Source organism: Flavobacterium sp. LMO6 (assembly GCF_009495795.1).
In the GTDB taxonomy this organism is placed as follows: Bacteria; Bacteroidota; Bacteroidia; order Flavobacteriales; family Flavobacteriaceae; genus Flavobacterium.
Map to the genome: position 1 here is coordinate 43,944 of NZ_WIBH01000012.1, position 25,926 is coordinate 69,869.

General features: G+C 29.7%; 28 protein-coding genes. 7 read left to right on the top strand and 21 right to left on the bottom strand.

Going from position 1 to position 25,926, the window contains the following annotated elements:
• Positions 1–43 precede the first annotated feature (43 nt).
• The 14 genes from GFJ99_RS11740 to GFJ99_RS11805 form a co-directional block, all read right to left on the bottom strand.
• Positions 44–607: a hypothetical protein gene (locus GFJ99_RS11740; RefSeq protein ID WP_153209025.1), complete on the bottom strand. Its 564-nt coding sequence runs from the start codon at positions 605–607 to the stop codon at positions 44–46.
• A 17-nt stretch (positions 608–624) separates the two neighbouring features.
• Entirely contained in the window at positions 625–1,095 is a 471-nt protein-coding gene (locus tag GFJ99_RS11745; protein ID WP_162524029.1) for a hypothetical protein, read from the bottom strand.
• Positions 1,064–1,450 (bottom strand): hypothetical protein, encoded by a 387-nt coding sequence (locus GFJ99_RS11750; RefSeq protein WP_153209030.1) that lies wholly within the window; start codon positions 1,448–1,450, stop codon positions 1,064–1,066. Before GFJ99_RS11750 ends, GFJ99_RS11745 begins: the two co-directional genes overlap by 32 nt.
• 2 nt (positions 1,451–1,452) lie before the next feature.
• A complete protein-coding gene (locus GFJ99_RS11755) occupies positions 1,453–3,081 on the bottom strand; it encodes a hypothetical protein (protein WP_153209032.1) in 1,629 nt (542 codons plus the stop codon).
• Positions 3,082–3,083: 2 nt separating this feature from the next.
• Complete coding sequence (locus tag GFJ99_RS11760; protein ID WP_153209034.1) at positions 3,084–3,575, bottom strand: hypothetical protein; 492 nt, start codon at positions 3,573–3,575, stop codon at positions 3,084–3,086.
• A 98-nt stretch (positions 3,576–3,673) separates the two neighbouring features.
• Positions 3,674–3,976: a hypothetical protein gene (locus tag GFJ99_RS11765; RefSeq protein ID WP_153209036.1), complete on the bottom strand. Its 303-nt coding sequence runs from the start codon at positions 3,974–3,976 to the stop codon at positions 3,674–3,676.
• Positions 3,973–4,206 (bottom strand): hypothetical protein, encoded by a 234-nt coding sequence (locus tag GFJ99_RS11770; RefSeq protein WP_153209038.1) that lies wholly within the window; start codon positions 4,204–4,206, stop codon positions 3,973–3,975. Before GFJ99_RS11770 ends, GFJ99_RS11765 begins: the two co-directional genes overlap by 4 nt.
• Positions 4,207–4,208: 2 nt before the next feature.
• A complete protein-coding gene (locus tag GFJ99_RS11775) occupies positions 4,209–4,775 on the bottom strand; it encodes a hypothetical protein (RefSeq protein ID WP_153209040.1) in 567 nt (188 codons plus the stop codon).
• Positions 4,776–4,792: 17 nt separating this feature from the next.
• Positions 4,793–5,269, bottom strand: coding sequence for a hypothetical protein (locus tag GFJ99_RS11780; protein ID WP_153209042.1), 477 nt, complete (start codon positions 5,267–5,269; stop codon positions 4,793–4,795).
• Positions 5,266–5,457 (bottom strand): hypothetical protein, encoded by a 192-nt coding sequence (locus GFJ99_RS11785; protein ID WP_153209044.1) that lies wholly within the window; start codon positions 5,455–5,457, stop codon positions 5,266–5,268. The genes GFJ99_RS11780 and GFJ99_RS11785 overlap by 4 nt, the downstream gene beginning before the upstream one ends.
• Positions 5,458–5,733: 276 nt before the next feature.
• Positions 5,734–8,928 (bottom strand): DNA primase, encoded by a 3,195-nt coding sequence (gene dnaG / locus GFJ99_RS11790; protein ID WP_153209046.1) that lies wholly within the window; start codon positions 8,926–8,928, stop codon positions 5,734–5,736.
• A 2-nt stretch (positions 8,929–8,930) separates the two neighbouring features.
• Positions 8,931–9,116 (bottom strand): hypothetical protein, encoded by a 186-nt coding sequence (locus tag GFJ99_RS11795; RefSeq protein ID WP_153209048.1) that lies wholly within the window; start codon positions 9,114–9,116, stop codon positions 8,931–8,933.
• 89 nt (positions 9,117–9,205) lie between these two features.
• On the bottom strand, positions 9,206–9,778 hold the full coding sequence (locus tag GFJ99_RS11800; protein WP_153209050.1) for a hypothetical protein: 573 nt from the start codon (positions 9,776–9,778) through the stop codon (positions 9,206–9,208).
• A gap of 23 nt (positions 9,779–9,801) precedes the next feature.
• A complete protein-coding gene (locus GFJ99_RS11805) occupies positions 9,802–10,053 on the bottom strand; it encodes a hypothetical protein (protein WP_153209052.1) in 252 nt (83 codons plus the stop codon).
• Between the two features lie 148 nt (positions 10,054–10,201).
• On the opposite strand from GFJ99_RS11805, the gene GFJ99_RS11810 reads away from it, so the two are divergent.
• Both GFJ99_RS11810 and GFJ99_RS11815 read left to right on the top strand, forming a co-directional pair.
• A complete protein-coding gene (locus tag GFJ99_RS11810; RefSeq protein WP_153209055.1) occupies positions 10,202–10,516 on the top strand; it encodes a helix-turn-helix transcriptional regulator in 315 nt (104 codons plus the stop codon).
• Positions 10,517–10,683: 167 nt separating this feature from the next.
• Positions 10,684–11,520, top strand: coding sequence for a hypothetical protein (locus tag GFJ99_RS11815; RefSeq protein ID WP_153209057.1), 837 nt, complete (start codon positions 10,684–10,686; stop codon positions 11,518–11,520).
• Between the two features lie 32 nt (positions 11,521–11,552).
• Here the strand turns inward: GFJ99_RS11815 and GFJ99_RS11820 are convergent, their stop codons facing one another.
• Genes GFJ99_RS11820 through tsaD form a run of 7 tightly spaced genes read right to left on the bottom strand, consistent with a single transcriptional unit; the run spans position 11,553 to position 17,747 of the window.
• The gene (locus tag GFJ99_RS11820; RefSeq protein ID WP_153209059.1) at positions 11,553–12,122 is read right to left on the bottom strand and encodes a hypothetical protein; all 570 of its coding nucleotides are present in this window, start codon (positions 12,120–12,122) and stop codon (positions 11,553–11,555) included.
• A gap of 5 nt (positions 12,123–12,127) precedes the next feature.
• Positions 12,128–13,306 (bottom strand): class I SAM-dependent methyltransferase, encoded by a 1,179-nt coding sequence (locus tag GFJ99_RS11825; protein ID WP_153209061.1) that lies wholly within the window; start codon positions 13,304–13,306, stop codon positions 12,128–12,130.
• Between the two features lie 2 nt (positions 13,307–13,308).
• Positions 13,309–14,403: an AI-2E family transporter gene (locus GFJ99_RS11830; protein ID WP_153209063.1), complete on the bottom strand. Its 1,095-nt coding sequence runs from the start codon at positions 14,401–14,403 to the stop codon at positions 13,309–13,311.
• A 4-nt stretch (positions 14,404–14,407) separates the two neighbouring features.
• Positions 14,408–15,049: a DUF4159 domain-containing protein gene (locus tag GFJ99_RS11835; RefSeq protein WP_153209065.1), complete on the bottom strand. Its 642-nt coding sequence runs from the start codon at positions 15,047–15,049 to the stop codon at positions 14,408–14,410.
• Positions 15,042–15,746, bottom strand: coding sequence for a 16S rRNA (uracil(1498)-N(3))-methyltransferase (locus tag GFJ99_RS11840; RefSeq protein WP_153209067.1), 705 nt, complete (start codon positions 15,744–15,746; stop codon positions 15,042–15,044). Before GFJ99_RS11840 ends, GFJ99_RS11835 begins: the two co-directional genes overlap by 8 nt.
• A gap of 6 nt (positions 15,747–15,752) precedes the next feature.
• Complete coding sequence (locus tag GFJ99_RS11845; RefSeq protein ID WP_153209069.1) at positions 15,753–16,721, bottom strand: S9 family peptidase; 969 nt, start codon at positions 16,719–16,721, stop codon at positions 15,753–15,755.
• Positions 16,722–16,724: 3 nt separating this feature from the next.
• Positions 16,725–17,747 (bottom strand): tRNA (adenosine(37)-N6)-threonylcarbamoyltransferase complex transferase subunit TsaD, encoded by a 1,023-nt coding sequence (gene tsaD / locus GFJ99_RS11850; protein WP_153209071.1) that lies wholly within the window; start codon positions 17,745–17,747, stop codon positions 16,725–16,727.
• Positions 17,748–17,936: 189 nt separating this feature from the next.
• Here tsaD and GFJ99_RS11855 point away from each other — a divergent pair, with 189 nt between their 5' ends.
• The 5 genes from GFJ99_RS11855 to GFJ99_RS11875 all read left to right on the top strand — a co-directional run bounded on the left by GFJ99_RS11855 (position 17,937) and on the right by GFJ99_RS11875 (position 25,921).
• Positions 17,937–22,346, top strand: a complete 4,410-nt coding sequence (locus GFJ99_RS11855; protein ID WP_238990966.1) for a translocation/assembly module TamB domain-containing protein — start codon at positions 17,937–17,939, stop codon at positions 22,344–22,346.
• 135 nt (positions 22,347–22,481) lie between these two features.
• Positions 22,482–23,468, top strand: a complete 987-nt coding sequence (gene pfkA, locus GFJ99_RS11860; RefSeq protein WP_008257159.1) for a 6-phosphofructokinase — start codon at positions 22,482–22,484, stop codon at positions 23,466–23,468.
• 25 nt (positions 23,469–23,493) lie between these two features.
• Entirely contained in the window at positions 23,494–24,501 is a 1,008-nt protein-coding gene (gap, locus tag GFJ99_RS11865) for a type I glyceraldehyde-3-phosphate dehydrogenase (RefSeq protein ID WP_008257161.1), read from the top strand.
• Positions 24,502–24,615: 114 nt separating this feature from the next.
• On the top strand, positions 24,616–25,467 hold the full coding sequence (locus GFJ99_RS11870) for a BadF/BadG/BcrA/BcrD ATPase family protein (protein ID WP_153209073.1): 852 nt from the start codon (positions 24,616–24,618) through the stop codon (positions 25,465–25,467).
• An 82-nt stretch (positions 25,468–25,549) separates the two neighbouring features.
• Positions 25,550–25,921, top strand: coding sequence for a methylglyoxal synthase (locus tag GFJ99_RS11875; protein ID WP_040470893.1), 372 nt, complete (start codon positions 25,550–25,552; stop codon positions 25,919–25,921).
• Positions 25,922–25,926 lie beyond the last annotated feature (5 nt).

Below are 25,926 nucleotides of genomic sequence, written 5' to 3' on the forward strand. Positions count from 1 at the left end.
ATTTTAATATATTTCCTACGAAAGTAAAGACGTTATTTCTCTTTTATTGTGACATAGTTTTGAAGTTCAAAACCCTTGTAGAACTTTGATTTTGCATTCTTGCTAGCCTTTTGTTTTTATCTTTTTCCCTGTAGAAAAGTCTTCTCAGGTTTTCATTTGAAAAACCAACTTCAAGTAATTCATATTTATCTATAAATCTATCAATTGCTTTTGTAATGTTCGCTTCTTTGTCATGTTCTAAGCAACCATCAACATAGTACATAAATGATATTCTAAATATATCTTCCAAAAGGTTATTGATATTTTTTACATTAGATTCAGGAAGTAATAATTCTTCGTAAAGTTTTTTTACTTCAATATACAATTGACCTTGAAATTCTAGGTTTCTTTTTTTTTCAATACTCAAGAAAATAAGAAATTGATCATTTCTTCCAATCTTTACATGATTAACTAATTGAGAATATAATATTTTACCTAATGATGAAAAAGGATAAATTTTAATTGATTTCGATTTAACACTCATGTAGCTGGCTTCTTTACCTTCCAATTCTTTGAAAAGAAAAGAAACTAAATGAGGTCTAATATTTACCGGAATCAATTCTGTCATTATAATTTATCTTTTATTTAATAATCAACTAATTTGTATAAATCACTCGGTTTTTTTGAAACATAAGTAAACATTATGCGATGACGAATGATGTTTAAAAATGTGAATCTTGTTAGGAACCAACGCCACTTAATTAAATTCAAATTATAATCAAGTGTAATCATGACATCTAACATTTCTCGGTCTACTTGATATGATACATATCCCATTGCGTTTCGCCAATCGTGAAGGAAAGCAGCAACTTCAAATAAAGATGATGAACGCTCTTTTACAAATGTTGCACCATCATATGAAAATTTGCCAGCTTCAAAATCTGCAATAGCTTTCCAAAGTATTTTTCTAATTGGAGAATTCCAACGATATGGATGAAGCTCACTTAGCATGAATTGCTTTCCTTCTTCCCATTCTTCTGGAGATACTTGATATATAAAACGATTAAGCCTTGATTTTTTCATATCAGAAAATGTTTCCGTTAATAAATATTTCATCAACTTGTGATTCAGAAATATTAAAAGCCTGTGCTACAATTCCAATAAAAGGATGTGAACGCTCAAATTTAGTTGCACGCTTAACCGAAATTAAAGCCTCTATCTTTTCTTTATTTGATAAAATTCCTAATTGATGCAACTCAATGATTTTATCAACTATATCTTGTTCAGTAATTCCCATTAACTCTAATTGAACAAAAAAAGGAATTACGCTAATTGTGTCAGGAATTATCGGCTTGTTAGCATCGGATATTTCCTCTAGTGTTTTATAAATTATTTCAAAATTAACTCCTTGCGGTTCTTCTGCAAACTCTGTATAACCGCCATTATCGTTATAAACTCTATAAACTATCATAATTAAAATTCATTTAAAAAGTTAGGTTTTTCACGTCCAATTCCCATATAGTCAATAGTCATAATTTGGTGATTCGCTCCCGCTGTTGTTATAGTAGCTGTTAATCCACATCCAAATCTTCGACCATTTACAGGTACATTAGTAGTATGTGTAACATCAAGTACGACTACGCCAAAATAATCTATTAGCTTACATCTAACTTCATAATTATCTATATACTCAATTAATACTTTGTAATCATCTCCTGGACTTGAAATACCATTACTGCTTAATGTTACTGATGCACTTGAACTCTCTACATTGAGGTCTCTTGCTTTAAACGATGCTTCGCTACCTAATATTTCTAAATAAACTCCATTTGCTTGAGCAGTAGATGTCGTAGAAGAATGAAAGCCAATACGAATTTGTCTATCTCTTGCATCAGAATTTGACATTAATTTAAAAATCCCAAAGAATGTTAGTCCTTTTCTTGATCGTAGTCCTGTATAAATCGGATTAGATGTATCAGTAAATCGATACCCACCATTCGCAGTCGTTCCTGACATTAGTATATGACAACCTGTATAATCACTTCCACTATCTGAAAATGTACCATTTGTCCGACTTCCTCCTGATATAGCAGCACCTATAAATGGAGGTTGAAGTAAATTATCATAATAAAAATCAGAAAAACTCCACGTTGATTGATTGAATGTTTGCCTAAAACTACTCTTTGGAATCATTTCTTGATTTCCTGAAGCATCAGTAGTGTAAACGCTGTCAGGTGTAGTGGATTTGTCGAGTTTGGTGTTATCCCAATTCTTAAATAAAAGCTCGCTATAAGAATTACCATATTTCAAACAAACTTTACCAGCTGGAGGTATAATTAAATCGGTTTCATCTAAAAAGAAAAACTTAGAATTAGCGGTTCCTGCTCCATCATGCAATAAAGTAATTGGTGTTGTTCCTGTATTTTCAACAAATAAATCTTTTCCATCATAAGGAACTTCAGCACTTGGATTTCCAGAAATTAAAGACAGACCAAAACCATCTATTGAAATCAACCCAGGATTAGAAAAAGCATAACGACTATTACCTTCAGGGCGTAATTGAATGACTGCGTTTGTTCCTGATAGATAAGGATCACCATAGCCTAATGATTCCGATTTCTTTTTATAAACATTGCCTACGATTGGTTCTGCTGGAGTTCCTACAGTTCCATCGGTAACTAAAAAGAACGTTACTGGAAGAAGATTGTTTTCTATTGTTGGTGCTGATGGATTAGTATCTGATTCAGGACCATAGACTAATTCAAATCCATTTTCTTGATTAGCACATAAATAACAAAGCTTTTGTTTTCCTTCAGTTGATAGTGTTATTGGAATTGTTATTTCGGAATTGTTTGTATATAAGACACTTAATATTAACCACTTCCATAATTCGTTTATGATTATATCTGTGCCGACTATTTCTAATCCTGTATTTTCTACAATACGAGTATCAGCAGTTCTAGCATGAAGCTCGTTTAGAGCATCACGCAATTTATTAATTAATTCTGCATCCACATAAGTATGTTCTCCAAATTGTTGCATGATTGCAAGAAGTTCGGCTGAGTTTACTTTATCTGTAAATTGAATGGGTAAATTACTCATGTCTATAATTGAATTGGTAAGAAACTAGGTAAACCAAACGATGTCAATACACCATATCCGGCAGGAAACATTGATATCGTTTGTACTTCAACTTCAGTTGAAGATTGATTTGATTTGAAAACACATTTTGGCTTTGCATTTTGGTAAAAATCATTTCTGCCAATAATGATATTTTTACCATTATTTAAATTGATTTTGAAATACTTAGCCTTTTTAATTAAAGCAATTCTTTCAGAACGGTTTTCGTCATGGTTAGGAAAACGGAATTCAAGTTTTTGCTTGAAAGGATTTCCTGCATTATTTTCTTCTGATTGTTCAGCAAAGGAAACGGAACCTAAACCAACATATGTTTTTTGAAAATCATAGTTATCAAATAATGAATTGAAGAATGGTTGCCAATTATCTATAGCCGATGGATATGCATTTGCTACAAATGAAACTTCTACACCGCAGATATAAACTGGTAATCCTTTTACTTTTGCTAACTGACTCATTATGAATAAATAAAAATGTTTTCCTTTTTGTTCAAAGTTAAACAAAAAAAGTTTTCCTAAAAAGGAAAACTTTTGAATTTGACAAATTTTTTTTACAATTATTCTTTCAATTGATCTACTGGAGTAAGTGAAGCTGCAATAATCATAAATTGACAATTGGTTCCGTGGATATGAATTTTGTTTTCATGTTCATAAAAACGAATTTCAATAGGTGAGCATCTGTAGTATTCAGCATTTAACGTTTTAACCTTGTCATCAATTTTTTGCTTTAATGCGGTGATTTCGTATGACGTAACAATCTTAGCATTCAATGCTTTTAAAAAATATTCAAATTCTTCATGAAGTCGGTTTTTGGCTCTTGTAGAATATGCATAATACAAGAAGTAGTGTGTGATTTTCATTTTTTCATTTTTTTAATTTGACTTTGTTTTAATTTAATTCTTTCGGCTAATGAATTCATAAAAGCTAGATGTTTCATTTGATTTGAATGAACACTTTTTTTAGAATAGTGATGAATCATATCTTCAAGGTTTTTTATGTCATGTTCTAAAAGTTCTATCTTTTGTTTATCTGTACATTTTTCAATATAATTTTCACTAACAATGTCTGGTTGAAATTTTGGATTTTCCATACTTAAAAATTTTCTGGTTTTTCAATTCGTTCAAACTCGATAACCCAAACCCATGGATTTGATTTCCATGAAGATTCTCCATTTATTTTTTTCCATAAAAGTTCAAAACCATATAAGGCAGTCATCCAGTCAGTATCTTTTTCGTATTGCATACATCCTTCAAAGATGGCATCCATTTCAGTAATATCTTGTAAGCGTTCTACTCTTACATTATTAATTTTTAAAAATAACCTACAAGCTTTTTTTGGCATATGGATGGATGGTTTCCATTTCATTGATTGATGCTCTGGATTTGCTTTATACAAATAGTACATTGGTTTTTCTTCATAACCAACTGGAGCAAAGCTTTCACGGACCCAAAGAATATCTCCTACGTCGTAAGGTTTTTTTAATTCTTTAATTTCAAAATCTTTGCCATGTGCCCAAATTGAGTCAAGATATTCTATTTCCCAATTATCAGGATTTGTATTGATATAATTTAATCCTTTAGTTCTACGAGTTTGTGTTTTACGACCTGCTAAAATAGCCTGTACCATTTCGGTACTAAATAAAATAGGTTTTGTGTTCATATGTAATTAATTAAGTGTTATGCGGTCTTTTTATTTTCTATAAGTTCAAATGTTTGATGATTACATGGGATGTATAAATTTCCTTGCTGTAATCCTTGATTAATTCTTTCAGGTGTAAAATGATTCGTGTAAAATGGACCTTGTACGCCTTTCATAGTATCTACATAGAAAAGTATGTTATCCATCATGTTAACTTTTGACAAAAAGAAATCATCGTTTTCGGCCTGTTGAAGAATAAGCTTGAAAACAAAGTTGCTTTTTTCTTGAACCGGACGCAGTACGTATAATAATCCTAAGACAAAAGCAGTTTTAATTTCTTTTTTATAGTAGGAATCATTTCCATCACCTTCGTAAATTTTGGTGTAACCATACATTTCTTTAGATACTGGATGTTTAACAAATAAAATTTTGTTTTCAACGCAATCTCCATTTTTTCTAAAACAATCTTCAAACGAAGCTTGTTCTAATGCTGCACGAATCATTATTTTTTTCATAATTCTAATTTTTCAATTCTTCGAAAAGCTAATTGTGATTGATTTCCAATAAAATTACTTAGTCCAAAATTGAATGTATATTCAACATCATTCTGAATTAAGTAAACAAAACAGTTACATGCTTGTTCTAATTCATCCCAAGATTTCACATTAGAAAATATTTTCGAAATTTCATTTTTTGAATACATGGTAAAAAAAATTTAATTTTTTCATCTTATTAGTTTAGTTTTCTATTTTCACTTTCTCAACCTCTCAACACTTGATTATCAAGTGTTTACACTGTTTTATGTTGAGATTGTTACAGAAACAAAAAAGACTTTCTCAACATTCTGTAACATTCTCAACACTTTCTCAACCTTAATTTATTGATTTTAAGTACTTTATTATGTTGAGAAAGTTGAGAGTTAGTTTTTACACCTCACAACTCTTTTTTAATAGTTTTTCTTTTTGGGGGTGTAAGGGGGTCAGCCAGAAATTTTTTGTTCAATTCCGAAAATGTCGTCATCTGATGGCGGTGGATTGAACAAAGTACCTTCATTCATTTGAAAGCTCACACTCATTATAATGTCGTCTTTCAAAATGTCATTCATATTATTCATATCAATTACAATTGCCGATGAACGTACTGCTGCTCTTCCAGTATCAAAACTATAGGATGAAACTTTTTCCTTTATTAAACCAGCACTTTCCACTTGTTCCATTAATGTTGATTTTGTTGGTGGAGCTTCGTGATACATTTGCCACCATTGTTTGTTTATTATTCCGTACATTCGTGACCATTGCAGGTATAATAAATTACTCTCAATATTAACTTCACGATGTACAGTAATTCTGTTATCCATAGAACCACGTAAACAAGCAATGAAAACATCCCAGAATTTATTTAACATAGATCCGCTGTTAATTCTACGTAACTGATTATTTACTCCTTCTCTAAAATGCTGAATCATATCATGCTGGGTGAAAGGGAACTGAACAATCTGTTTATCGCGTAGAATTTGATAAAACGATGCTAATATTGACATGTTAGCAATCATACGTTCTTTAGCTTCAGGAAAAGTTTCTTTTAAAATTTGTTTCCAATTACGCTGAACTTTATCCAGGTCTTCAACAATAGCTTTTCTGTGTCGTAAAATTTCGTGAGCATAACCACTCATACCATCGCGCATCATATCTTTTAATTTGTCAAACTCTTTTAATTCATCAGAATTAAAGATGTTTTTTGACATTTCGTTCCAAACCAAACGCTGTATTAATGGTTCTACATCTGGAAAATCATTACCGGTAAGAATAACTCCTGATTCGATAGGTACATAGTCTGTAGAAATATGTGAATCTAAATTTCCTTTGGTGTAACCAATGTTATCGTAGAACTGCTTTAACATTCCATCATGCTCACGATTTCCACGTTTGTATTCACTTAAAAGTGAAATACCATTTCTAAATTGCGCTGTAGAACGTACAGCTCCTTTTGCTGTTGAAATATTCGCTTCTAAATTGATAGGGCTTTGAGGAATTCCTGTAAGGCCTTGAACAATTTCAATTAACTCATCTTTTCCAGTTCCTCCTGGTCCACATAAAAATAGAATAGGGAAGCGGTTTAATTTTTCAATAACAACATCACGGAATAAGCAGGTAAAACCAAATAGGATTGCTGAAATTGTATGCTCTCTGTGAACTTTATAAACTTGCATTAAGAAAGTTGAAAAGTTTATTGGATTTTGCATTTTTATAAAACGCTTTTGCGAAGGAAATTTCGTTGTGTCGTTTTTGTAAATTGAGTTTGCCGATGGAATGTAATAGTGAACATCATTCAAAATTAAAATTCCATTATCGTTAATCTCTACATCTTTTCCATCTTCAGTCAAAGCATTATTATTCCAACACCAAAATTTTCCATCAGGTTGCCATCCTAAAACATCTATTTTAGAACCGCTTCCCATTTTTTCAAACAGATAATCGCAAAGCTTCATTAAATCATTAGCATTTCCTTTGAAACGAAAATCCCCATGGTTACTCACCATTTTTCTGAATCCTATTAAGGTTAAGAAATTCTCTGAATCGGTGTCAAAAATGTATTCTTTGTTCACTACATTTTTAATTCTAACCAATTTCTTTGCCTTACCTTCATCACGCATATGATTAATAATTTCTATCTCGAAATTTGAAAGAGAAGAGAAATAAACTTTTCCATCTGTTCCTTCTGGAAGTGCTGCCCAAATTTGATTGTTAGCTATGAAAAGACCATATCGTTTGATGTCTTCTTCTAATTCCGGTAATGGAATGTTTATATTTTTTGGCAATTCGTATTGTGTGAACGAATTGCTTACGAACTCTACTACAATGCTTTCTTGATAATCTTTTATCCATTTTTTAATAGAAGTGATTTTAATTTTACTTTCTTTTTGAAGCCATCCTGCATAAATTTCGACCATTGCACTGTCTGAAATTTGTGCAATAAGTTCGGCTAAACTTTGAGCGCCTTTACTTTTATCAATGTCAGAACCTTGTAGTTTTTCTTCCATCAAAATTTTAAAAGCATCTTTTCTTATTTCGTGATTAAACATAACCTGTAAACCACCGCACAACGAAATAACATCAGCGTATGCTCTTGAGAAATCATCAGGGTCAAAATCCAATGTAATAACTTCAACACGGAAACCAAGCTTCAAAAATATTTCAGCATGCTTTACAACCGAACGTTTTCCTGCTGCATCAGGATCCATTACAAAAACAATTTTATCACATAACTTTCTAAGTTCGTTCATTTGTTGTTCTGTAATAGCAGTTCCACAAGGTGCAACGGTATTGATGCATCCGTATTTATGCATCGCAATTACATCATTGTAACCTTCTACAATAAAAACTTCATTGCGTTTACGGATTTCTGTACGTGCTTTATGTAAGCCAAACCATACTTTACTTTTGTCATAAAGTATATTGTCCGAATCTACTTTTGGATTTATCCATTTAGCAGCTTCTTTTTTGCCTGATAAATCTCTTCCAGCTAAACCAATTAATAATCCATTTTTGTCGTGAATAGGATAGATTACACGATTTGTATATTTATCATACACATTGTGCTGTCCTTCTCCTAGAAGTCCTAATTTAATCCCTTCTTTTACTCTTCCAGAATTTTTAAGTAAATCATAAAGAAAATTTTCAGGAGCATAACCAATTCCCCATTCAATAATATCATCTTGAGTATATTTTCTTTTCTCAAAAATTTCTTGTTTGGCTGGATGATTATCCTGAAGCTGATGGAACTGTTTTTGATATTGTTCAAGTGTTGCTTTTAAAACAGGTCGAATTTCTTCCTTTTTAGAAATTTCGGCCGCTTTCTTTTGTGCCATTTCAGAATCTTCGTAATGAATACTTTCATTATATTTCTGTGCTAAATACTCTATAGCTTCAGGATAACTCCAACCTTTTAGCTCCATTAAAAAGTTGATAAGATTTCCACCTTTTCCTGATGAAAAATCTTTCCAAATTTGTTTTACTGGAGACACCATAAACGATGGTGATTTTTCCTCTACGAATGGCGACTTACCTTTAAGGTTAGCCCCAGAACGTTTTAACTCAACAAAATCTGCAATCACATCTTGAATTATTGCAATGTCAAGTATTTTGTCTATAAATTCTCTTTTTATATACCCCATAGTTATAGACTTTCAGGATTAATCACTTCTATCTGAAGTGCCAATTGAGTTTCTAATTGATTTAATTCTTTTTCATTTACACTTACTAACTTTTCTTTTTGAGCTGGAGTAAATAAATCACTCTCTTTAATTTGTTGAATTCGAGCTTCAACAGCATTGATTTTTGATTTTATAATTTCTTTAGTCATAATTATTAGTTTTAAAAACTCCCTCCGAAAAGGGAGTGTTTGAAAATCACTATGTAAGCACACATAGCTTGAAAAAAAAGAACGTATTTTTAAATAATATTTATTAAGGCAGATAGCTTTGTAAGTTCTTGTTTAGTTTGAACTACAAACTTTTCATAAAGCTTATGTTTTAGTTGATGAAATGTTCCAAGAGGTATTCCTAAGTCTTCAGCAATCACATCATTTGTTTTGTCAGTACTGGAGAGTTTAATTAAATCAACTTCTTGTTTTGTTAATCGTTGTCCATTTACTAATGGAAGTTTACAAAGAATACCTTCAAATTGACACTTCCCGTGATTAGGACATGGCCAATATTCACCATTTTGCAATTCTCCATTTTTTATATCTCCTTGAAAGTCCAAGCCCCCAAATCTACAGATGGCAAATTGTTCTATTCTTTTAATATCAGATGTGGGATGAAATTCATGAAGAGCTAGTTTAACTTCTATGTCTTTATTAATTTCTTCTTTTAAGACTTCAATAGTTGCGAATGATAATTCTGAAAATGTTTTAATCTTTCCGTTTTGAATAGCTTTCAATTGATTTTCGTGTAGAAAAAATTCTACCGAATCGCATATCATACCAGGATAAACTTTTGCATTAGTTGAGATTGTTGTGTTCATAATTGTAAATTTTTAAGTGAATTTTAAGCTGAAATTTTTTCTGTTAATTTTTCTTTATCTGATTTATTTCTTTTCGCCAAGTCGACCAGTGCGTTAAGAATGTCTAATCTTTTTTCATGAGAGGGAGATGTTCTCGACCTTACTTTTCTAATTGTTGATTTAGAAGGTAGTTTTATACCACGTTTTTTTTTCATAATTGTAATTACTTCATCAACATAAGAATATGGTAAATGTTCATCTAAGAAGCCATACACATTCTCAATGTGTAAGTGCATATTTTTTGTTTGCTTTTTTTGTTGTAACATTGTATTAAAGTTTTCCTTATTTGTTACAAAGTTATCCAAAGTTCAACCATATAAGCAAACTTTTATGTAAAAGTTTTCCTTTTTGGTTGTAATTTATAATAGTTCTAAATAATTGTTTATGAGTTTTAATAAGAAAGTAAAAGAGTATTTTAAATCTCAAGGTTTGTCAAATAGGCAAGTTTCAGAGATTATGGATGGTTATTCAGAAACGATGATTTCAAAAGTTCTGAATAAAGATGATTTGTCTACTGCTTTTTTAGAAAAAATGTTAAAATATTTTCCACAGCTTGACTATAATTATTTTTTAAAAGATGCAGAGGTATTATTTCAAGTGAATGAAGAAGATACTGTTTATAAGAAACGTAGTGAGGATCTAATAGAAGAAATTAAGGAAAGAATTAATGAATTAGAACATATTGTGTCACGAAAATGACACGCTTATAATATAACTCGCTGTCAATCAGTGTGCATTAGAATCCTGGCGCGATCACAAAAAGCCTTGCATTTGCAAGGCTTTTTTGTTTTTGGTAGTTTCTTATAATATTTTTGTTTTGGTGAAAAGTTTTATATATTTGAGAATATAATGAGCAATACTCCTTTATGAAAAGAATCCTTCTAATCATATTTCCAATTTTATCTTTTTCTCAAGTTAAAGTCTTGAGTGATATTGATTTTTCAAAAAATGAATATAAACTAGTCTTTACTCATGAAAGAGCTTACGATACAATTAATCAAATTTCTCATACATTTAAAGATTTTGTGATTTCAGATAAAAAAGAATTAATTGAATTACAGAATAACTGGATTGTAACTGAAGAAACAGATGAACTAATGGAATGTGGTTATGATTATAGTATTTATGTGATTAATAAAGATTCTATCATAGGAACGATGTATATTAATATTAGTTGTGGATTTGTATTTGCGTCTGGAATTGGTAAAACTTGTGTTTTTGAAGGTAATCCTTTTAAAAAATTAAAAGTTGATAAACCTATTTATAGAAAGTGTTTTTCTTCAAATTCAATTGAAGAAGCAAGAAAAATACATCATAAAATAATCGCAAAACAAGGAGTTTATTACCCTGATAAGAGATTTAATGATTGGATAGATTATGAAGGAGAGGCTTACATTAGTATAACACTTAAAAATGATACTTTAAAAAGTCACCAAGATATAATAAATGATTTTGATGAGAAATTTGGGAAGTTAAATCAGTATATTGACTTCAGAGGATTCAGTAAGGATAATTTTAGTGGTTGGATATACTGTAATAAAACTATTTTTGATGATTTAATTTTAATTTCAAATAAATCAGAATGGGAAGATTACGATGTTAACATTAAAATTGATTCATGGAATTCTTTTACTGGTCAAAAAATAGATTTTATTGTATGTGTTTTTTCTGAGAGCAATAAGAAAATTCAAAAAATTAATTGATTATTACTTATTTTAAATTATTCAAGCTCCAATTACTCCACACACTTCAAAAACTCTATAAAATAACTATCTGGTTTGGTTTTTGATTGTAAATTTTCAGATATTAATTCACTTTTTAAGATGTAATCTTTAGTTTCTGCGTCAAATTGAATTCGCATTATGCTAATGGGACTAGTTTTTAAATCTTCGTAATTACTTTTTGTGAAATAAAAATAACTGGTTAATATTCTAATGTTGTTTTTTTCATTTTCATCATACATTAATTCGCTACAATTTTCATCGTTTGCGCTTAATAGAGTTAAGATTTTACCATTAGCCAATTGCAATATAATTTTTGATTTTTTTGTAATACAATTGGTTTTAATAAAATCTTTACTTTTTTGTAATTGTTGAATGCTCAACATTGGAATATCATTATTATTCAATAGAGAAAAAAATAAGTATTCGTTAGAGTTGCCAAATATTTTTTCGTGCATTAATACTTTTGGTAATACTTTTAAAGAAGTAGAGTCTGTTTTTTCTTCAATATCGTAAATACAGTCTTTTTTTTGAGCGGTAACACTTAACGTAAGTAATAATAAAAGCGATAAAAGGTATTTCATTTGGATTATAATTTGGTGCAAAGTAAAATTATTTTTTCATTATTCATATTCGTGGTAAAAAATGCAAAAATTGTTCCACCATCTTGAATTTTATATTTTTTCTTTATTTCTTCAGGTTTTATGGGGAAATTACGGGTTGAAACATTCATTTTTTTACCTTGAATGTAGGCTGAAATTTCTTTCTTTTGAAACGGAACAATCGCATCAATACTAAATTTTCTACCCGGAAATTCTACTATTTCATCAGAAGTATATAAATGAGAATGTTGGTGCAATTTATTGACTAAGAACAACTCAGAAACGGCTTCAAAAGCTCCTGATTTCATTAAAGAAGCATTTGGCTCGTATACGTATTTTTTTGGCAAACTATAACGAGCAGAATAGTTTTTTGAACTTTCAATTCGAGTAATCGTTTGTTTTTCTTTTTCAATATTAACCGCTATAATTTCGGGTGATTCTGTAAAGTCTTTTTCAATTTTCCAAAGTAACTCCTTAACTTCATTATCAACTGCAACGACGTGAATTTCAGCAACATTTTTCAATTCCAATAAACCGGCATGAAGATCTAAAATAGGAGCAGTTTTAATTAAAAGGGTATTAGTGAATTGATAATAAAAATCTTGTAATTCCACTACATTAGGTAAACAATCGGCCAACATGAATACTTTCCCTTTGGCGTCATTTCTTCTGGAAGGATCTATGTAAATGCAATCGAATTTCTGATTTAATTGTTCTAAAATTTTTGTGCTGTCGCCTTGATGACATTCAATATTACTTACTTTTAAAACTTCACAATTATGTTTTACAATTTTCGATAAATCAGAATTTAACTCGCAATGAATCAAATATTTAAAAACTTTTGAAAAGTAGTAATCGTCAATCCCAAATCCGCCTGTACAATCGATTAATTTTTCTCCTGAAACCAATGAAGCTTTGTATTTTGCTGTAGTTTCTGAAGATGTTTGTTCAATAGATATTTTCTCTGGATAAATGATATTTTCTGTAGAAAACCACGTGGGAAGTTTATCTTTTGCTTTCTTTTTTGCAATGATTTGATTGATGATTTCGGCATAAGAAACTTCGGGAAATAAATTTTTCTTTAAAGCTAATTTTGTGCTATCTGTATTAAGATTCTCGTTTATAAAATCCTGAATATCATTATGTAATATACCATCTATATTCAAATCTATAAGTTTTTTGTAAGTACTTTAATAAACTTATTATCTGGGAAAAATTCTTTGCCAATTACTTTTAATGAAGTGTAAAACGGAACTGCAATAATCATTCCTACGATGCCAAATAAAATGCCCGTAATTAAAATTACTAAAAATATCTCTAAAGGATGTGAGTTGGTACTTTTGGAAAAAATTAGAGGAGAAGTGAAATTATTATCGATAACTTGAACTAATGACATTCCAATTAAGACATAAATTGCTGTTGGCAAAGTTTCGGATGCAAAATCAGCCCCAGTTCCAATTCCGCTTGTCATAATTAATAAACTAGCTACAATTGAAGCAATTAATGGTCCTACATAAGGAACAATATTAAATATGGCGCAAAGTAAGGCTATTATGATAGCGTTTTCTACACCAAAAATAAAGAATATAATGATGTATAAAATCATAATTATGGTTAATTGCAATAATAAACCAAGAAAATAACTTGATAATAAACGATTTATATCATGAATAGAGTTTAGTATTTTTTCTTTTTGATTTTCAGGGAGTAGTTTTTTAAACTTACTATAAAAGGAATGATTTTCTTTTAAAATGAAAAAAGTTATAAAAAGGACAGAAGCAAATCCTACACTAAAATTTCCTATTGTGTTTAAAAAACTATTTAAAAAATTAGGAATAAACTCAAAAGTTGTAAACGAAGATAATTTACTGCTTTCTATTAATTGTTTTGTGTTTATGTTATAAGAATCTAAAAAAACAGTAATGTTTTCAAGAAGTAAATGGTAGTTTCTTTCTAGTGAACTAACATCTAATAAAGATAAATTTTCACTTTGTGCAAGTATAAGCGGAACAAAAAGTAAAATGAAGCCTGAAATGATTATAAACGCAACAACTATAGCAGTTATAACTGCTATAGTATTTTTAAACTTAAATTTTCTTTTTAAAAAATTTACTAAAGGATTTAATAATAAAGAAATTACAATTGCTACAAGACAATAAATTATAACGGTTGTTATTTTGTACAAAAAAAATAATGCTAAACAACTGACTAACAATATTGCAACTGCTTTTACGATTCCTACGGTAATATCTTTTGAAGTCATGTGCTTAATTTTTAAAAACGTAGTTTATAATATTAGCACCCATTTTAAGTGCTTTTTCTCTTACTGTTTGTGGATCGTTATGAACTTCTGTATCTTCCCATCCATCGCCTAAATCGGCTTCATACGTGTAAAGTAAAACGATTCTATCTTCTATAAATATCCCAAAAGCTTGTGGCTGCTTATTATCGTGTTCGTGAATTTTAGGCAAACCATTTGGAAAAGCGTAAGGTTTTTGAAAGATAATATGATTGGCAGGAATTACTGTTAATGGATTATCAGGAAATACTTTTTTTATTTCTTTTCGAATGAATTCGTCCATTCCATAATTATCATCAATATGTAAAAAACCACCAGAAGTAAGGTAGTTTCTAAGATTAATTACATCGTTAGCACTAAAAACAACATTTCCATGACCGGTCATGTGAATAAAAGGATAGGTGAATATTTCGGCACTTCCTACTTCAACAGTTCCTACTTTTGTATTTAATGTTGTGTTTATATTTTGATTGCAAAACTTAACTAAATTAGGTAATGATGTCGGATTTGCATACCAATCGCCACCACCAGCATATTTGGCAACTGCAATTTCTTGGGAAATTCCCCAATTCCAAAGTAACAAAATTCCAACTAAAATTAATTTATTCATTCTGTAATGCAATTGTATGACAAGCCACTAAAGCGGCAGTTTCTGTTCGTAATCTTGTATTTCCCAAAGTTACTGGAATAAATTGATTAGCAATCGATAAATTAATTTCTTTTGTAGAAAAATCACCTTCTGGACCTATTAAAATCGTGATTTTTGAGTTTTGTTTGATTTCATTTTTAAACGATTTTTTATCTGTTTCTTCACAATGCGCAATAAATTTTTGTCCTTCGAAATTCAATTTTACAAACTGAGAAAATGAGATAGGTTCGTTTATTTTAGGTAAATAATAGTGTAACGATTGTTTCATAGCAGCTTGAATAATTTTTTCAGCTCTATCAATTTTATATACTTTTCGTTCTGAATGATCACAGATAATTGGGGTAATTTCATGAATACCAATTTCAGTAGCTTTCTCTAAAAACCATTCTAATCGGTCGTTCATTTTAGTAGGAGCAACCGCAATGTGTGTGTAAAAAGCAACAGGTTCTTGAAAAGTTTCTTTTGCAATTTTAACTTCGCATTTTTTTTCGGAAGCCAAAATAATTTCCGACTCAAATAAAAAACCTAATCCGTTAGTGATAAATATTGTATCACCTTCTTTTTTACGTAATACTTTAACTATGTGTTTACTTTCTTCTTTATCAAAAAAGTAGGTTGAATCTCCTTGTTTTATTTCGGAATTATAGAATAGTTGCATATTTTTTTAATTTTTATCTAACCAGTTTTTCCAATCTTTTCCTACGTTTTCCCAATTGTAAATTTCGTGGTTTGGTTCTCTTTTTTCATTAACGGGAAAAAAGTTATGTTCTACATCGAAATATGGTTTAAATTCTATTTTTTTTAATCCCAGTTGAATACCCTCTATTTGTAACAAATCGTTATATGGCGCATTCCAATCTTTTGTGCCATAAGTAATTAAAACAGGAATTTTAAGTTTTTTAAGATATTTAGCTGATGGTTGAGAAAAATCATAAGTTGCTTTATAAGTATCCCCACCATTGTATTCCAAATTGTTTTTATTTTCAACAACGAAATTCCAATATTCAATTATTTCATAGCTTTTTTGTTTAAAAATTTCTTCTTCAAGCATATTTAAAATTCTACCATATGGATTTCCTCCTGAATAAATTAGATGTGTAACTCTCTTATTTTTTGTTGCTAATTTTGCAACAATTGTGCTTCCTTCTGAATGGCCTGCAAGAACTAATTTGTTTTTTGAAACCCATTTTTCTTTTAAAAGTTTTTTAATTATAAAATCATTTCTTTCCACATAATAATCTAAATAATTATGATCTGAATAAACTTTAGGAACACTGTCGTTTTCAACTAAATATTGATAATTATTTTTTAAATCTTTAACATCAGAAATTACAGGAATACCTGGTTTTCCAATTATTATCAAATGAAAATCTGTTAAAAAATCATTTTCATCAAATGGAAAAGTTCCATATAATCCAGTTTCATCGTATTTTAAAACGGGTTGTGGCATACTTCCTTGACACCAAAAAAATAATGGTTTCTGAATGTTTTCTTCCCCTTTTTTTGACTTAATTATAACATCAACGGTTAGTTTTTTATAATCTAATAGCAAATGTTTATAACCGAAATCTTCTGGCTTTTTTTGAGAAAAAGAGGTTATTGAAAATAATAATAATAAAATAATTTTCTTCATATATTAAAATTCAATTCGTGCTTTTGATGTTATTTCGGCATTACTAAAATTCCCTTCTAAAAAGTTATAGTAACCTACAATTCCAATCATGGCTGCGTTGTCGGTTGTGTATTCAAATTTTGGAATATAAGTTTTCCAACCGTATTTTTTTTCAGCTTCTTTCAATGTGGTTCTAATGCCTGAATTTGCCGAAACACCACCACCAATGGCAATTTTGTTAATTCCAGTTTCGGCAACAGCTAATTTCAACTTATCCATTAAAATATTGATAATGGTAGATTGAATAGAAGCGCAAATATCGGCTTTGTTTTCTTCAATAAAATTAGGATTTAATGCCGCATTTTTCTGAATAAAATATAAAATCTGAGTTTTTAAACCACTAAAGCTAAAATTTAATCCAGGAACTTTTGGCTTGGTAAAAGGAAATGCTTTTGGATTACCTTCTTGAGCAAATTTATCTATTAATGGTCCGCCAGGATAGGGAAGTCCTAGTATTTTTGCCGATTTATCAAATGCTTCTCCTACAGCATCATCTGTTGTTTCTCCAATAATTTCCATATCAAAAAAACTAGTCACTTTTACAATTTGAGTATGTCCGCCTGAAATAGTTAAAGCTAAAAACGGAAATGTTGGTTTTTCGTAACCTTCTTCTGCAATAAAATGAGCTAAAATATGCGCTTTCATATGATTTATAGCAATTAAAGGAATGTCTAAAGCCATACTCATAGACTTCGCAAAAGAACCTCCAACAAGTAACGACCCCATTAATCCAGGACCTTGAGTAAAAGCAATACAATTTAAATCTTCTTTTGTAATCCCTGCTTTTTTAATTGCTATATCAACTACAGGAACAATGTTTTGCTGATGTGCTCTTGAAGCGAGTTCAGGAACAACGCCACCATATTCTTCATGTATTGCTTGTCTGGCAACAATATTAGATAAAACAATATCGTTACAAAGTATGGCTGCCGATGTATCATCACATGAACTTTCTATGGCTAAAGTAAATATTTTTTTTTCTAGCATTTTTAGGCACGAAATTTGAATTAAAGATATTGTAAATTATCTTACAAAATTCCTTATTTTTGTTGGATTACTACTCAAGAGGTAATTGATTGCAAATTTAAAACAAAAGATTGTATCAAAAAATTTAAAAAAATAGTATTTCGAATTATAATAGGAATTCTCCTGTTGTTACTTCTTTTGGGAGTTCTTTTGTCATTACCTTCAGTTCAAACGTATTTAGGTAAATATGCAACAGAAAGCATAAATAAATCATTTGGAACAAACATTACTATTGGTACAGTTGCCGTTACTCCATTTGGAAGTGTTAAATTAGGCGAAGTATTGGTTTTGGACCATCATAAAGACACTTTATTTTATATAAAAAAACTAAATACATCTATTCTGAGTTTCAAAAAAATTTATGATCCAGGACACCCGTATCTAAAAGATGTGATAATGCATGGTTTAGATGTTCGTATCATAAATTATAAAAATGAAAATTATACTAATTTAGATAAATTCATTGAAGCTTTTGATGATGGTTCTCCTTCTTCGGGTAAATTTAGGATGAAAGCTAATAAAATGACCGTTTTTACTAGTCGTTTTCAATATATAGATTATAATCTTTCTACTCCAAAAATGCTCGATTTTACTCAGCTTAACGGTGTAATTGAAGATTTTTTCATAAAAGGAGCAAATGTAACTACATATATAAACAAATTATCATTTCAAGATCATAGAGGATTAAAGGTTGAAAATATTACATCTGATTTTACTTACACCAAAAAGAATATTTTACTGAATGATTTAACAATGAAAACTACCGAGTCTGAAATGATTGGTAGAGTAGAGTTAAAATATAATCGCAAAGATTTTTCAGATTTTAATAATAAAGTAATTTTTGATGTTCAATTTGATAAAGCATCAATAGCTACTAACGATTTGAATTATTTTTATAATGAGTTTGGAAAGAACAATGTATTTTATGTTGATACACATTTAGTAGGTACATTAAATAATTTTACTACACATAATTTAAAATTAGTTGATAAAAATCAATCCGAAATTATAGGATCAATTAATTTTAAAAATCTTTTTGGAAAAGGAAATCAAACTTTTTACATGAAAGGTAATTTTGATAGACTAACTTCAAGTTATCAGCGTTTAGTAGCAATTTTACCTCAAATTCTTGGAAAAAATTTACCTTCTACTTTAGATAAGTTAGGAACCGTAAATATGGTTGGAGGAGTAGAATTGACTCAGAAATATATAAATGCCGATGTTTATTTAATGTCTAAGTTGGGCGAGTTAGAAAGTAATCTTTCTATGCAAAATATAGATTTTATAGATAATGCATTGTATAAAGGAACTTTAGTATTAAATAATTTTGATTTAGGAACTTTATTAGGAAAGCAAGATATCGGAAAAGCTACTGTAAACTTGGAAGTAGATGGAAGAGGATTTACGCAAAAATTACTAAACACAGCCATAAAAGGCGATATTCAAAAGTTTTATTATAATGGTTATAATTACCAAAATATAACGGTTGATGGTAGTATGAAAATGCCATATTATAAAGGTTATTTTAATAGTAATGATCCTAATTTAAAAATGGATTTTGATGGTATTATCGATTTAAGTTTGACCGCTAAAAAATATGATTTTAAAGCTCAAATTGATTATGCCGATTTGTATGTTTTGAATTTAGTGGATAATGATTCTGTTTCTATTTTTAAAGGAAATATTAGTTTTAAAGCAGATGGAAATTCTATTGATGATATAGCTGGAATATTAAATATTAAAGATGTTTCGTATCAAAATAGCAAAAATGCTTACTTTTTTGAAGATTTTGAAGTAGTCTCTTCTTTTGATTCTGAAAGAGTTAGAACTATTGATATTAATTCACCTGATATAATTACCGGACAAATTGTAGGGAAATATAAAGTTAACCAACTTCAAAAAATGGTAGAAAATGCTCTTGGAAGTTTGTATGCTAATTATTCTCCAAATAAATTAGATAAAGGACAATTCTTAGATTTTGATTTAACTATTTATGATAAAATTGTAGAAGTGTTTGTGCCAGATGTAAAAATTTCTGAAAATACTAAACTAGAAGGTAAAATTAATGGAGATGAAGGAAGATTTGTATTCGATTTTACATCACCAAATATAATAGCTTATGAAAATATCATTGAAAATATAAAAATAGATATCGATAACAAAAATCCTTTATATAACGCATACATTACCGTTGACTCTATTAAAAATAGCACCTATAAAATTGCCGATTTTAATCTTATAAATGTAACGTTAAATGATACTTTGTTTGTACGTTCAGAATTTAAAGGTGGTCCAAAGAGTCAAGATTCATATGATTTAAATTTATATCATACTATTAACGAGGAAAAACAATCTATTTTAGGTTTTAAAAAATCAGAAATTAAGTTCAAAGACTATTTGTGGTTTATTAATGAAGGAGAAAACAATGATAATAAAATAGTTTTTGATAAGAATTTTAAAAATTTCAATTTTGAAAAATTAAGTTTATCTCATAACGATCAAAAAATTGATTTTTTTGGAACAATGAGAGATTCAACTTATAAAGATTTTAAATTGTCATTTGATGATGTAGATCTAAATAAAGTAACCCCAACATTAGATAGTTTAGATTTTGGTGGAAAGATAAATGGAAATATAACATATAAACAAAGTAAAAATTTATATGAACCTATTTCTAATATAACAATTGATAGTCTTAAGATAAATAAATTTTTGTTAGGCGATTTAGATTTTAGAATAGAAGGAAATGAAAATTTTAACGAGTTTAAAGTCAATTCTAGCTTAAAACAAGATGGTGATGAACGCTTTTTTCTAGATGGAGATATTAACTTTGTTGGAGATCAATCGACTTTAGATTTAGTTGCAGGTTTTGAAAAATTTAATTTAGCGCCATTTGGTTCATTACTGGGCAATGTTTTGTCTGATGTAAGAGGAAATGCAACCGGAAGAACAACAATTGAAGGTTCGTTAACGGAACCCGAAATTGATGGTAGACTCTACCTTAATGACGCAGGTATGCGTGTTCCGTATTTAAATGTCGACTATGATTTTGAAAAAAATGCCATAGTAGATTTAACAGAACATCAATTTAGTTTAAGAAAAATAGAAGTTACCGATACCAAATACAAAACTAAGGGTGTAATTGATGGAACTATAAAACATGATAAATTAGGCGATTGGGGACTAGATTTACATTTAATATCGGATAATATTTTAGCTTTAGATACAAAAGATTCAGATGATGCCTATTATTACGGAACTGCATTTATGAAGGGTAAAGCAAGTATTACAGGATCTATAGATGCATTAAATATTAAAGTAGCAGGAGAATCTGAGAAAGGAACTTCCATTAAAATTCCGGTTAACGATGATGAAGATATTGGCGATAATTCGTTTATTAATTTTATGACAGTTGAAGAATTTCAAAAATCATTAACTGAAAATAAGAGTAAAGAAAATCGTTACCAAGGTATAGAACTTGAATTTGATTTTGATATTGATACGGATGCCGAAATTGAAATTATTTTAAATCGCGAAACAGGCCACGCTATGAAAGGTACTGGAGTAGGATCTATGTTTATGGAAATTAACACATTAGGTAAATTTCAAATGAACGGAGATTTTATTGTTCAAGAGGGTCAATATAATTTTAAATATGGTGGCATTATAGATAAAAAATTTAGTGTAGATAAAGGAGGAACTATACGTTGGGATGGAGATCCAATGAATGCTGTTTTAGATTTAAAAGCAACTTATAAAACAATGGCTAACCCTGCTGTTTTAGTAGAAAGTGCTTCTTTTAACAGAAAAGTAGATACTAATGTTACTATCTTATTAAATGGAAATTTAAGTAATCCACAACCCGATTTTAATATCGATTTCCCAACCGTAAGTTCGGTGTTAAAAAGTGAAATAGACTACAAATTACAAGATAAAGATACACGACAAACTCAAGCTTTTGCATTAATGGCAACGGGTTCTTTTGTTACAGCAGAATCAACAGGAAACGCTGCATATGGTTCACTTATAGAAGGTGCTAGCTCTATTATTAATGGTCTTTTTGCAGACCAAGACAGTAACTTACAATTAGGTTTAGATTATTCACAAGGAAATAGATTAACCGATATTTCTGATAGAGTTGGTGTTACTATGAATACAAGAATTAATGATAGAATTACTATTAATGGTAAAGTTGGGGTTCCCGTTGGTGGTGTAACAGAAACCGTTATTGTTGGTAATTTAGAAGTTCTAATTCAAATTAATGAAGATGGTACATTAAATGCTCATGTATTTAATAGAGAAAACGATATCAACTACGTAGGAGAAGGAATAGGATATACGCAAGGCTTAGGAATTACTTATAATGTTGAATTTGACACATTCAAAGAAATGATGCAAAAAATATTCAGAAGCAATAAGAAAGTAGATCCATCAAAATCTCAAGATGATTTTCCAGATTCTGAATTTCCACCAGAATTTATCGAATTCATAAATCAGCGAAAAGCTAAATCTGCTGAAGCTTTAAAAGAGGAACCAATTAAAGTTCCAGAAATCGATTAATTCGTATTTTTTTAGTACAAAAATCATAAAGTTATTAACGAAAACGTTTGAATTTGCTGCTATTATTAAATAGTTAGCAAAAAATACTCTTTTTTAATATTTCGTTTTATAACTTTACATAAACAAACAAAAATTATGGCTAATAAGATTAAGAAAGTAGGCGTTTTAACTTCAGGTGGAGATTCACCAGGAATGAATGCTGCTATTAGAGCTGTTGTCAGAGCTTGTGCGTATTATAATGTAGAATGTGTTGGTATTTATAGAGGATATCAAGGAATGATTGAAGGCGATTTTAAACCTATGGGACCTAGAGATGTTAAAAATATCATTAACAAAGGAGGAACTATTTTAAAATCGGCTCGTTCAAAAGAATTCAGAACTCCCGAAGGTAGAAAAAAAGCATACGATAATCTTGTTGCTGCAGGTATCGATTCATTTGTGGTAATTGGAGGTGATGGAAGCTTTACAGGTGCCGAAATCTTTAATGAAGAATATGGTTTTTCGGTTATAGGAATTCCAGGAACAATTGACAATGATATTTTTGGTACAAGTCATACTTTAGGATATGATACAGCTTTAAACACTGTAATCGATGCTATTGATAAGATTAGAGATACTGCAAATTCTCACAATCGATTGTTTTTTGTAGAAGTAATGGGTAGAGATGCTGGTCATATTGCATTAAACGCAGGAATTGGAGCAGGAGCAGAAGAAATACTAATTCCGGAAGAAGCTTTTGGATTGGATCGTTTAGTTGACTCTTTAAAAAGAAGTAAAGAATCAGGTAAAACATCAAGTATCGTTGTTGTTTCTGAAGGAGATAAAATTGGTAAAAATGTATTCGAATTAAAAGATTACATTGAAGAAAATATGCCAGAGTATGATGTTCGAGTTTCTGTATTAGGACACATGCAACGTGGCGGTTCGCCTTCTTGTTTTGATCGTGTTTTAGCATCTAGATTAGGTGTAAAAGCAGTAGAAAGTCTTTTAGAAGGTAAATCAAATTTTATGGTTGGTTTATATGAAGATAAAGTTACTCTAACACCTTTAGAGCAAGCCATAAAAGGACAATATGAAATAGATATGGAACTTGTAAAAGTTTCAGATATTGTATCATCATAATAATAAAAAAATAAAACAGAATAAAATGTCAAAAGTAAAATTAGGAATTAACGGTTTCGGTAGAATTGGAAGAATTGTTTTTAGAGAAACATTCAATAGAGATAATGTAGAAGTTGTAGCTATTAATGATTTATTAGATGTAGATCATTTAGCTTATTTATTAAAATATGATTCAGTTCATGGTCGTTTTAATGGAAAAGTTGAAGTTAAAGATGGTCAATTATACGTTAATGATAAATTCATTAGAGTTACAGCAGAAAGAGATCCAAAATTAATTCAATGGGATGATGCTAAAGTAGATGTAGATGTTGTAGCAGAGTGTACAGGTTTCTTTACTACTATTGAAACAGCTAATGCTCATATTACTGGAGGAGCTAAGAAAGTTGTTATTTCTGCACCTTCTGCAGATGCGCCAATGTTTGTAATGGGAGTAAATCATATGAATGCAACTGCGGCTGATACTGTAGTGTCTAACGCATCTTGTACAACGAATTGTTTAGCACCTTTGGCTAAAGTAATTAATGATAACTTTGGTATTGTTGAAGGATTAATGACAACGGTTCATGCTACTACTTCAACTCAAATGACTTGCGATGGTCCGTCTAAAAAAGATTGGAGAGGTGGTCGTGCTGCTTCAGTTAATATTATACCTTCTTCTACAGGAGCAGCAAAAGCTGTTGGAAAAGTAATTCCTGAATTAGATGGTAAATTAACAGGTATGTCAATGCGTGTTCCTACTGTTGATGTTTCTGTTGTAGATTTAACCGTAAAAGTAGCAAAAGAAACTACTTATGACGAAATGATGGCGGTATTAAAAAAAGCGTCAGAAAACGAATTAAAAGGAATTTTAGGATATACAGAAGACTTAGTGGTTTCTCAAGATTTTATTTCTGATTCTAGAACTTCAATTATTGATGCTAAAGCCGGAATTGGTTTAAATTCTACTTTCTTTAAAATTGTTTCTTGGTATGATAATGAATATGGTTATTCATGCAAATTAATTGATTTATCTGTTCACGTAGCTGGTTTATAATTTATATATTTTCAAAATCCCGTAATTTATTTACGGGATTTTTGTAATTTAACACTAACATAAAAGCTATTAGGATTTTTTAAATTCTAATTTACTTTAACTCACAAGTTTATTATGAAATTATTAGTTGACAGTGGATCTACAAAAGCTGATTGGATAGCAATTGATGATAATGGTAAAGTATTATTCACAACTCAAACATTAGGTCTAAATCCAGAGGTGTTAGACAAAGATCAAATTATTCATCGTCTTGAAGAAAAATTTGATATCTCGCACAACAAACTAAAAGCAACTCATTTGTTTTTTTATGGAGCAGGATGCGGTACTGATAGAATGAAAAATTATTTAAATGATATTTTTCAAGCCTATTTTTTAAATGCTAAAATTACGGTTCACGAAGATACTTTTGCGGCCGTTTATGCAACAACTCCTAAAGACGAAGAAGCCATTGTATGTATTTTAGGTACAGGTTCTAATTGCAGTTATTTTGATGGTAAAACTTTGCATCAAAAAGTACAATCGTTAGGATATATTGCAATGGATGATGGTTCTGGAAATCGTTTTGGCAGACATTTAATAAGAGGATACTATTTTAATACAATGCCAGCAGATTTAGCTAAAGAATTTCAAGAAGAATACAATTTAGATGCCGATTATATTAAGCATAATTTATATAAAGAATCAAATCCAAATGCTTATTTAGCAACATTTGCTAAGTTTATTATTAAGCATAAAGATCATCCGTATTGTAAAAAAATCATTAAAAAAGAATTAAAAAAGTTTACCAAAAATTACATTATGCAATATGAAAATGCAAAAGATGTTCCTGTACATTTTATTGGTTCTATTGCTTTTTATTTGATTGATGAATTAACAGCAATTCTTAACAAGTATGATATGAAAATTGGAAATGTACTTAGAAGACCTATTGATGGCTTAATCGCATATCATATATTAAATAAGTAATTTCTTAAAATTTATTCAATCCCAAATCTTTGTTCAATTGATTTGGGATTTTTTTTTATATTTAGGGTTGAAAAATATTACTATGGAAATCGCAATTATTGCACACGACGGAAAAAAAGCAGATATGGTTCAGTTTTTAAACAAAAACAAAGCTATTTTATCAAAAGAAAATATCAAAATTATTGCAACAGGTACAACCGGTGGAAAAGCTGAAGCTGCTGGTTTTAAAGTTAAAAAAATGCTATCTGGACCTTTAGGTGGTGATGCTCAAATTGCAGCCAGAGTTGCTGAAGGTAAAACTAAAATGGTACTTTTTTTTAAAGATCCAAATTCAAGTCACGCACATGAAGTAGATATTAATATGTTAATACGTATTTGTGACGTTCATAATGTGCCATTAGCTACTAATGAAGCTACGGCTCAGTTGTTATTGTTAGGATTAGACGAGATTTAATTTGA

Coding starts and splice junctions, on each gene's coding strand:
- GFJ99_RS11835 (WP_153209065.1), bottom strand. CDS start 15,049: ATGAATAAATTAATTTTAGTTGGAATTTTGTTACTTTGGAATTGGGGA.
- GFJ99_RS11830 (WP_153209063.1), bottom strand. CDS start 14,403: ATGACTTCAAAAGATATTACCGTAGGAATCGTAAAAGCAGTTGCAATA.
- gap (WP_008257161.1), top strand. CDS start 23,494: ATGTCAAAAGTAAAATTAGGAATTAACGGTTTCGGTAGAATTGGAAGA.
- GFJ99_RS11755 (WP_153209032.1), bottom strand. CDS start 3,081: ATGAGTAATTTACCCATTCAATTTACAGATAAAGTAAACTCAGCCGAA.
- GFJ99_RS11740 (WP_153209025.1), bottom strand. CDS start 607: ATGACAGAATTGATTCCGGTAAATATTAGACCTCATTTAGTTTCTTTT.
- GFJ99_RS11820 (WP_153209059.1), bottom strand. CDS start 12,122: ATGAAATACCTTTTATCGCTTTTATTATTACTTACGTTAAGTGTTACC.
- GFJ99_RS11750 (WP_153209030.1), bottom strand. CDS start 1,450: ATGATAGTTTATAGAGTTTATAACGATAATGGCGGTTATACAGAGTTT.
- tsaD (WP_153209071.1), bottom strand. CDS start 17,747: ATGCTAGAAAAAAAAATATTTACTTTAGCCATAGAAAGTTCATGTGAT.
- GFJ99_RS11760 (WP_153209034.1), bottom strand. CDS start 3,575: ATGAGTCAGTTAGCAAAAGTAAAAGGATTACCAGTTTATATCTGCGGT.
- pfkA (WP_008257159.1), top strand. CDS start 22,482: ATGGCTAATAAGATTAAGAAAGTAGGCGTTTTAACTTCAGGTGGAGAT.
- GFJ99_RS11800 (WP_153209050.1), bottom strand. CDS start 9,778: ATGAACACAACAATCTCAACTAATGCAAAAGTTTATCCTGGTATGATA.
- GFJ99_RS11805 (WP_153209052.1), bottom strand. CDS start 10,053: ATGCACTTACACATTGAGAATGTGTATGGCTTCTTAGATGAACATTTA.
- GFJ99_RS11745 (WP_162524029.1), bottom strand. CDS start 1,095: ATGAAATATTTATTAACGGAAACATTTTCTGATATGAAAAAATCAAGG.
- GFJ99_RS11875 (WP_040470893.1), top strand. CDS start 25,550: ATGGAAATCGCAATTATTGCACACGACGGAAAAAAAGCAGATATGGTT.
- GFJ99_RS11795 (WP_153209048.1), bottom strand. CDS start 9,116: ATGACTAAAGAAATTATAAAATCAAAAATCAATGCTGTTGAAGCTCGA.
- GFJ99_RS11840 (WP_153209067.1), bottom strand. CDS start 15,746: ATGCAACTATTCTATAATTCCGAAATAAAACAAGGAGATTCAACCTAC.
- GFJ99_RS11870 (WP_153209073.1), top strand. CDS start 24,616: ATGAAATTATTAGTTGACAGTGGATCTACAAAAGCTGATTGGATAGCA.
- GFJ99_RS11815 (WP_153209057.1), top strand. CDS start 10,684: ATGAAAAGAATCCTTCTAATCATATTTCCAATTTTATCTTTTTCTCAA.
- GFJ99_RS11765 (WP_153209036.1), bottom strand. CDS start 3,976: ATGAAAATCACACACTACTTCTTGTATTATGCATATTCTACAAGAGCC.
- GFJ99_RS11775 (WP_153209040.1), bottom strand. CDS start 4,775: ATGAACACAAAACCTATTTTATTTAGTACCGAAATGGTACAGGCTATT.
- GFJ99_RS11785 (WP_153209044.1), bottom strand. CDS start 5,457: ATGTATTCAAAAAATGAAATTTCGAAAATATTTTCTAATGTGAAATCT.
- GFJ99_RS11780 (WP_153209042.1), bottom strand. CDS start 5,269: ATGAAAAAAATAATGATTCGTGCAGCATTAGAACAAGCTTCGTTTGAA.
- GFJ99_RS11845 (WP_153209069.1), bottom strand. CDS start 16,721: ATGAAGAAAATTATTTTATTATTATTATTTTCAATAACCTCTTTTTCT.
- GFJ99_RS11810 (WP_153209055.1), top strand. CDS start 10,202: ATGAGTTTTAATAAGAAAGTAAAAGAGTATTTTAAATCTCAAGGTTTG.
- GFJ99_RS11770 (WP_153209038.1), bottom strand. CDS start 4,206: ATGGAAAATCCAAAATTTCAACCAGACATTGTTAGTGAAAATTATATT.
- dnaG (WP_153209046.1), bottom strand. CDS start 8,928: ATGGGGTATATAAAAAGAGAATTTATAGACAAAATACTTGACATTGCA.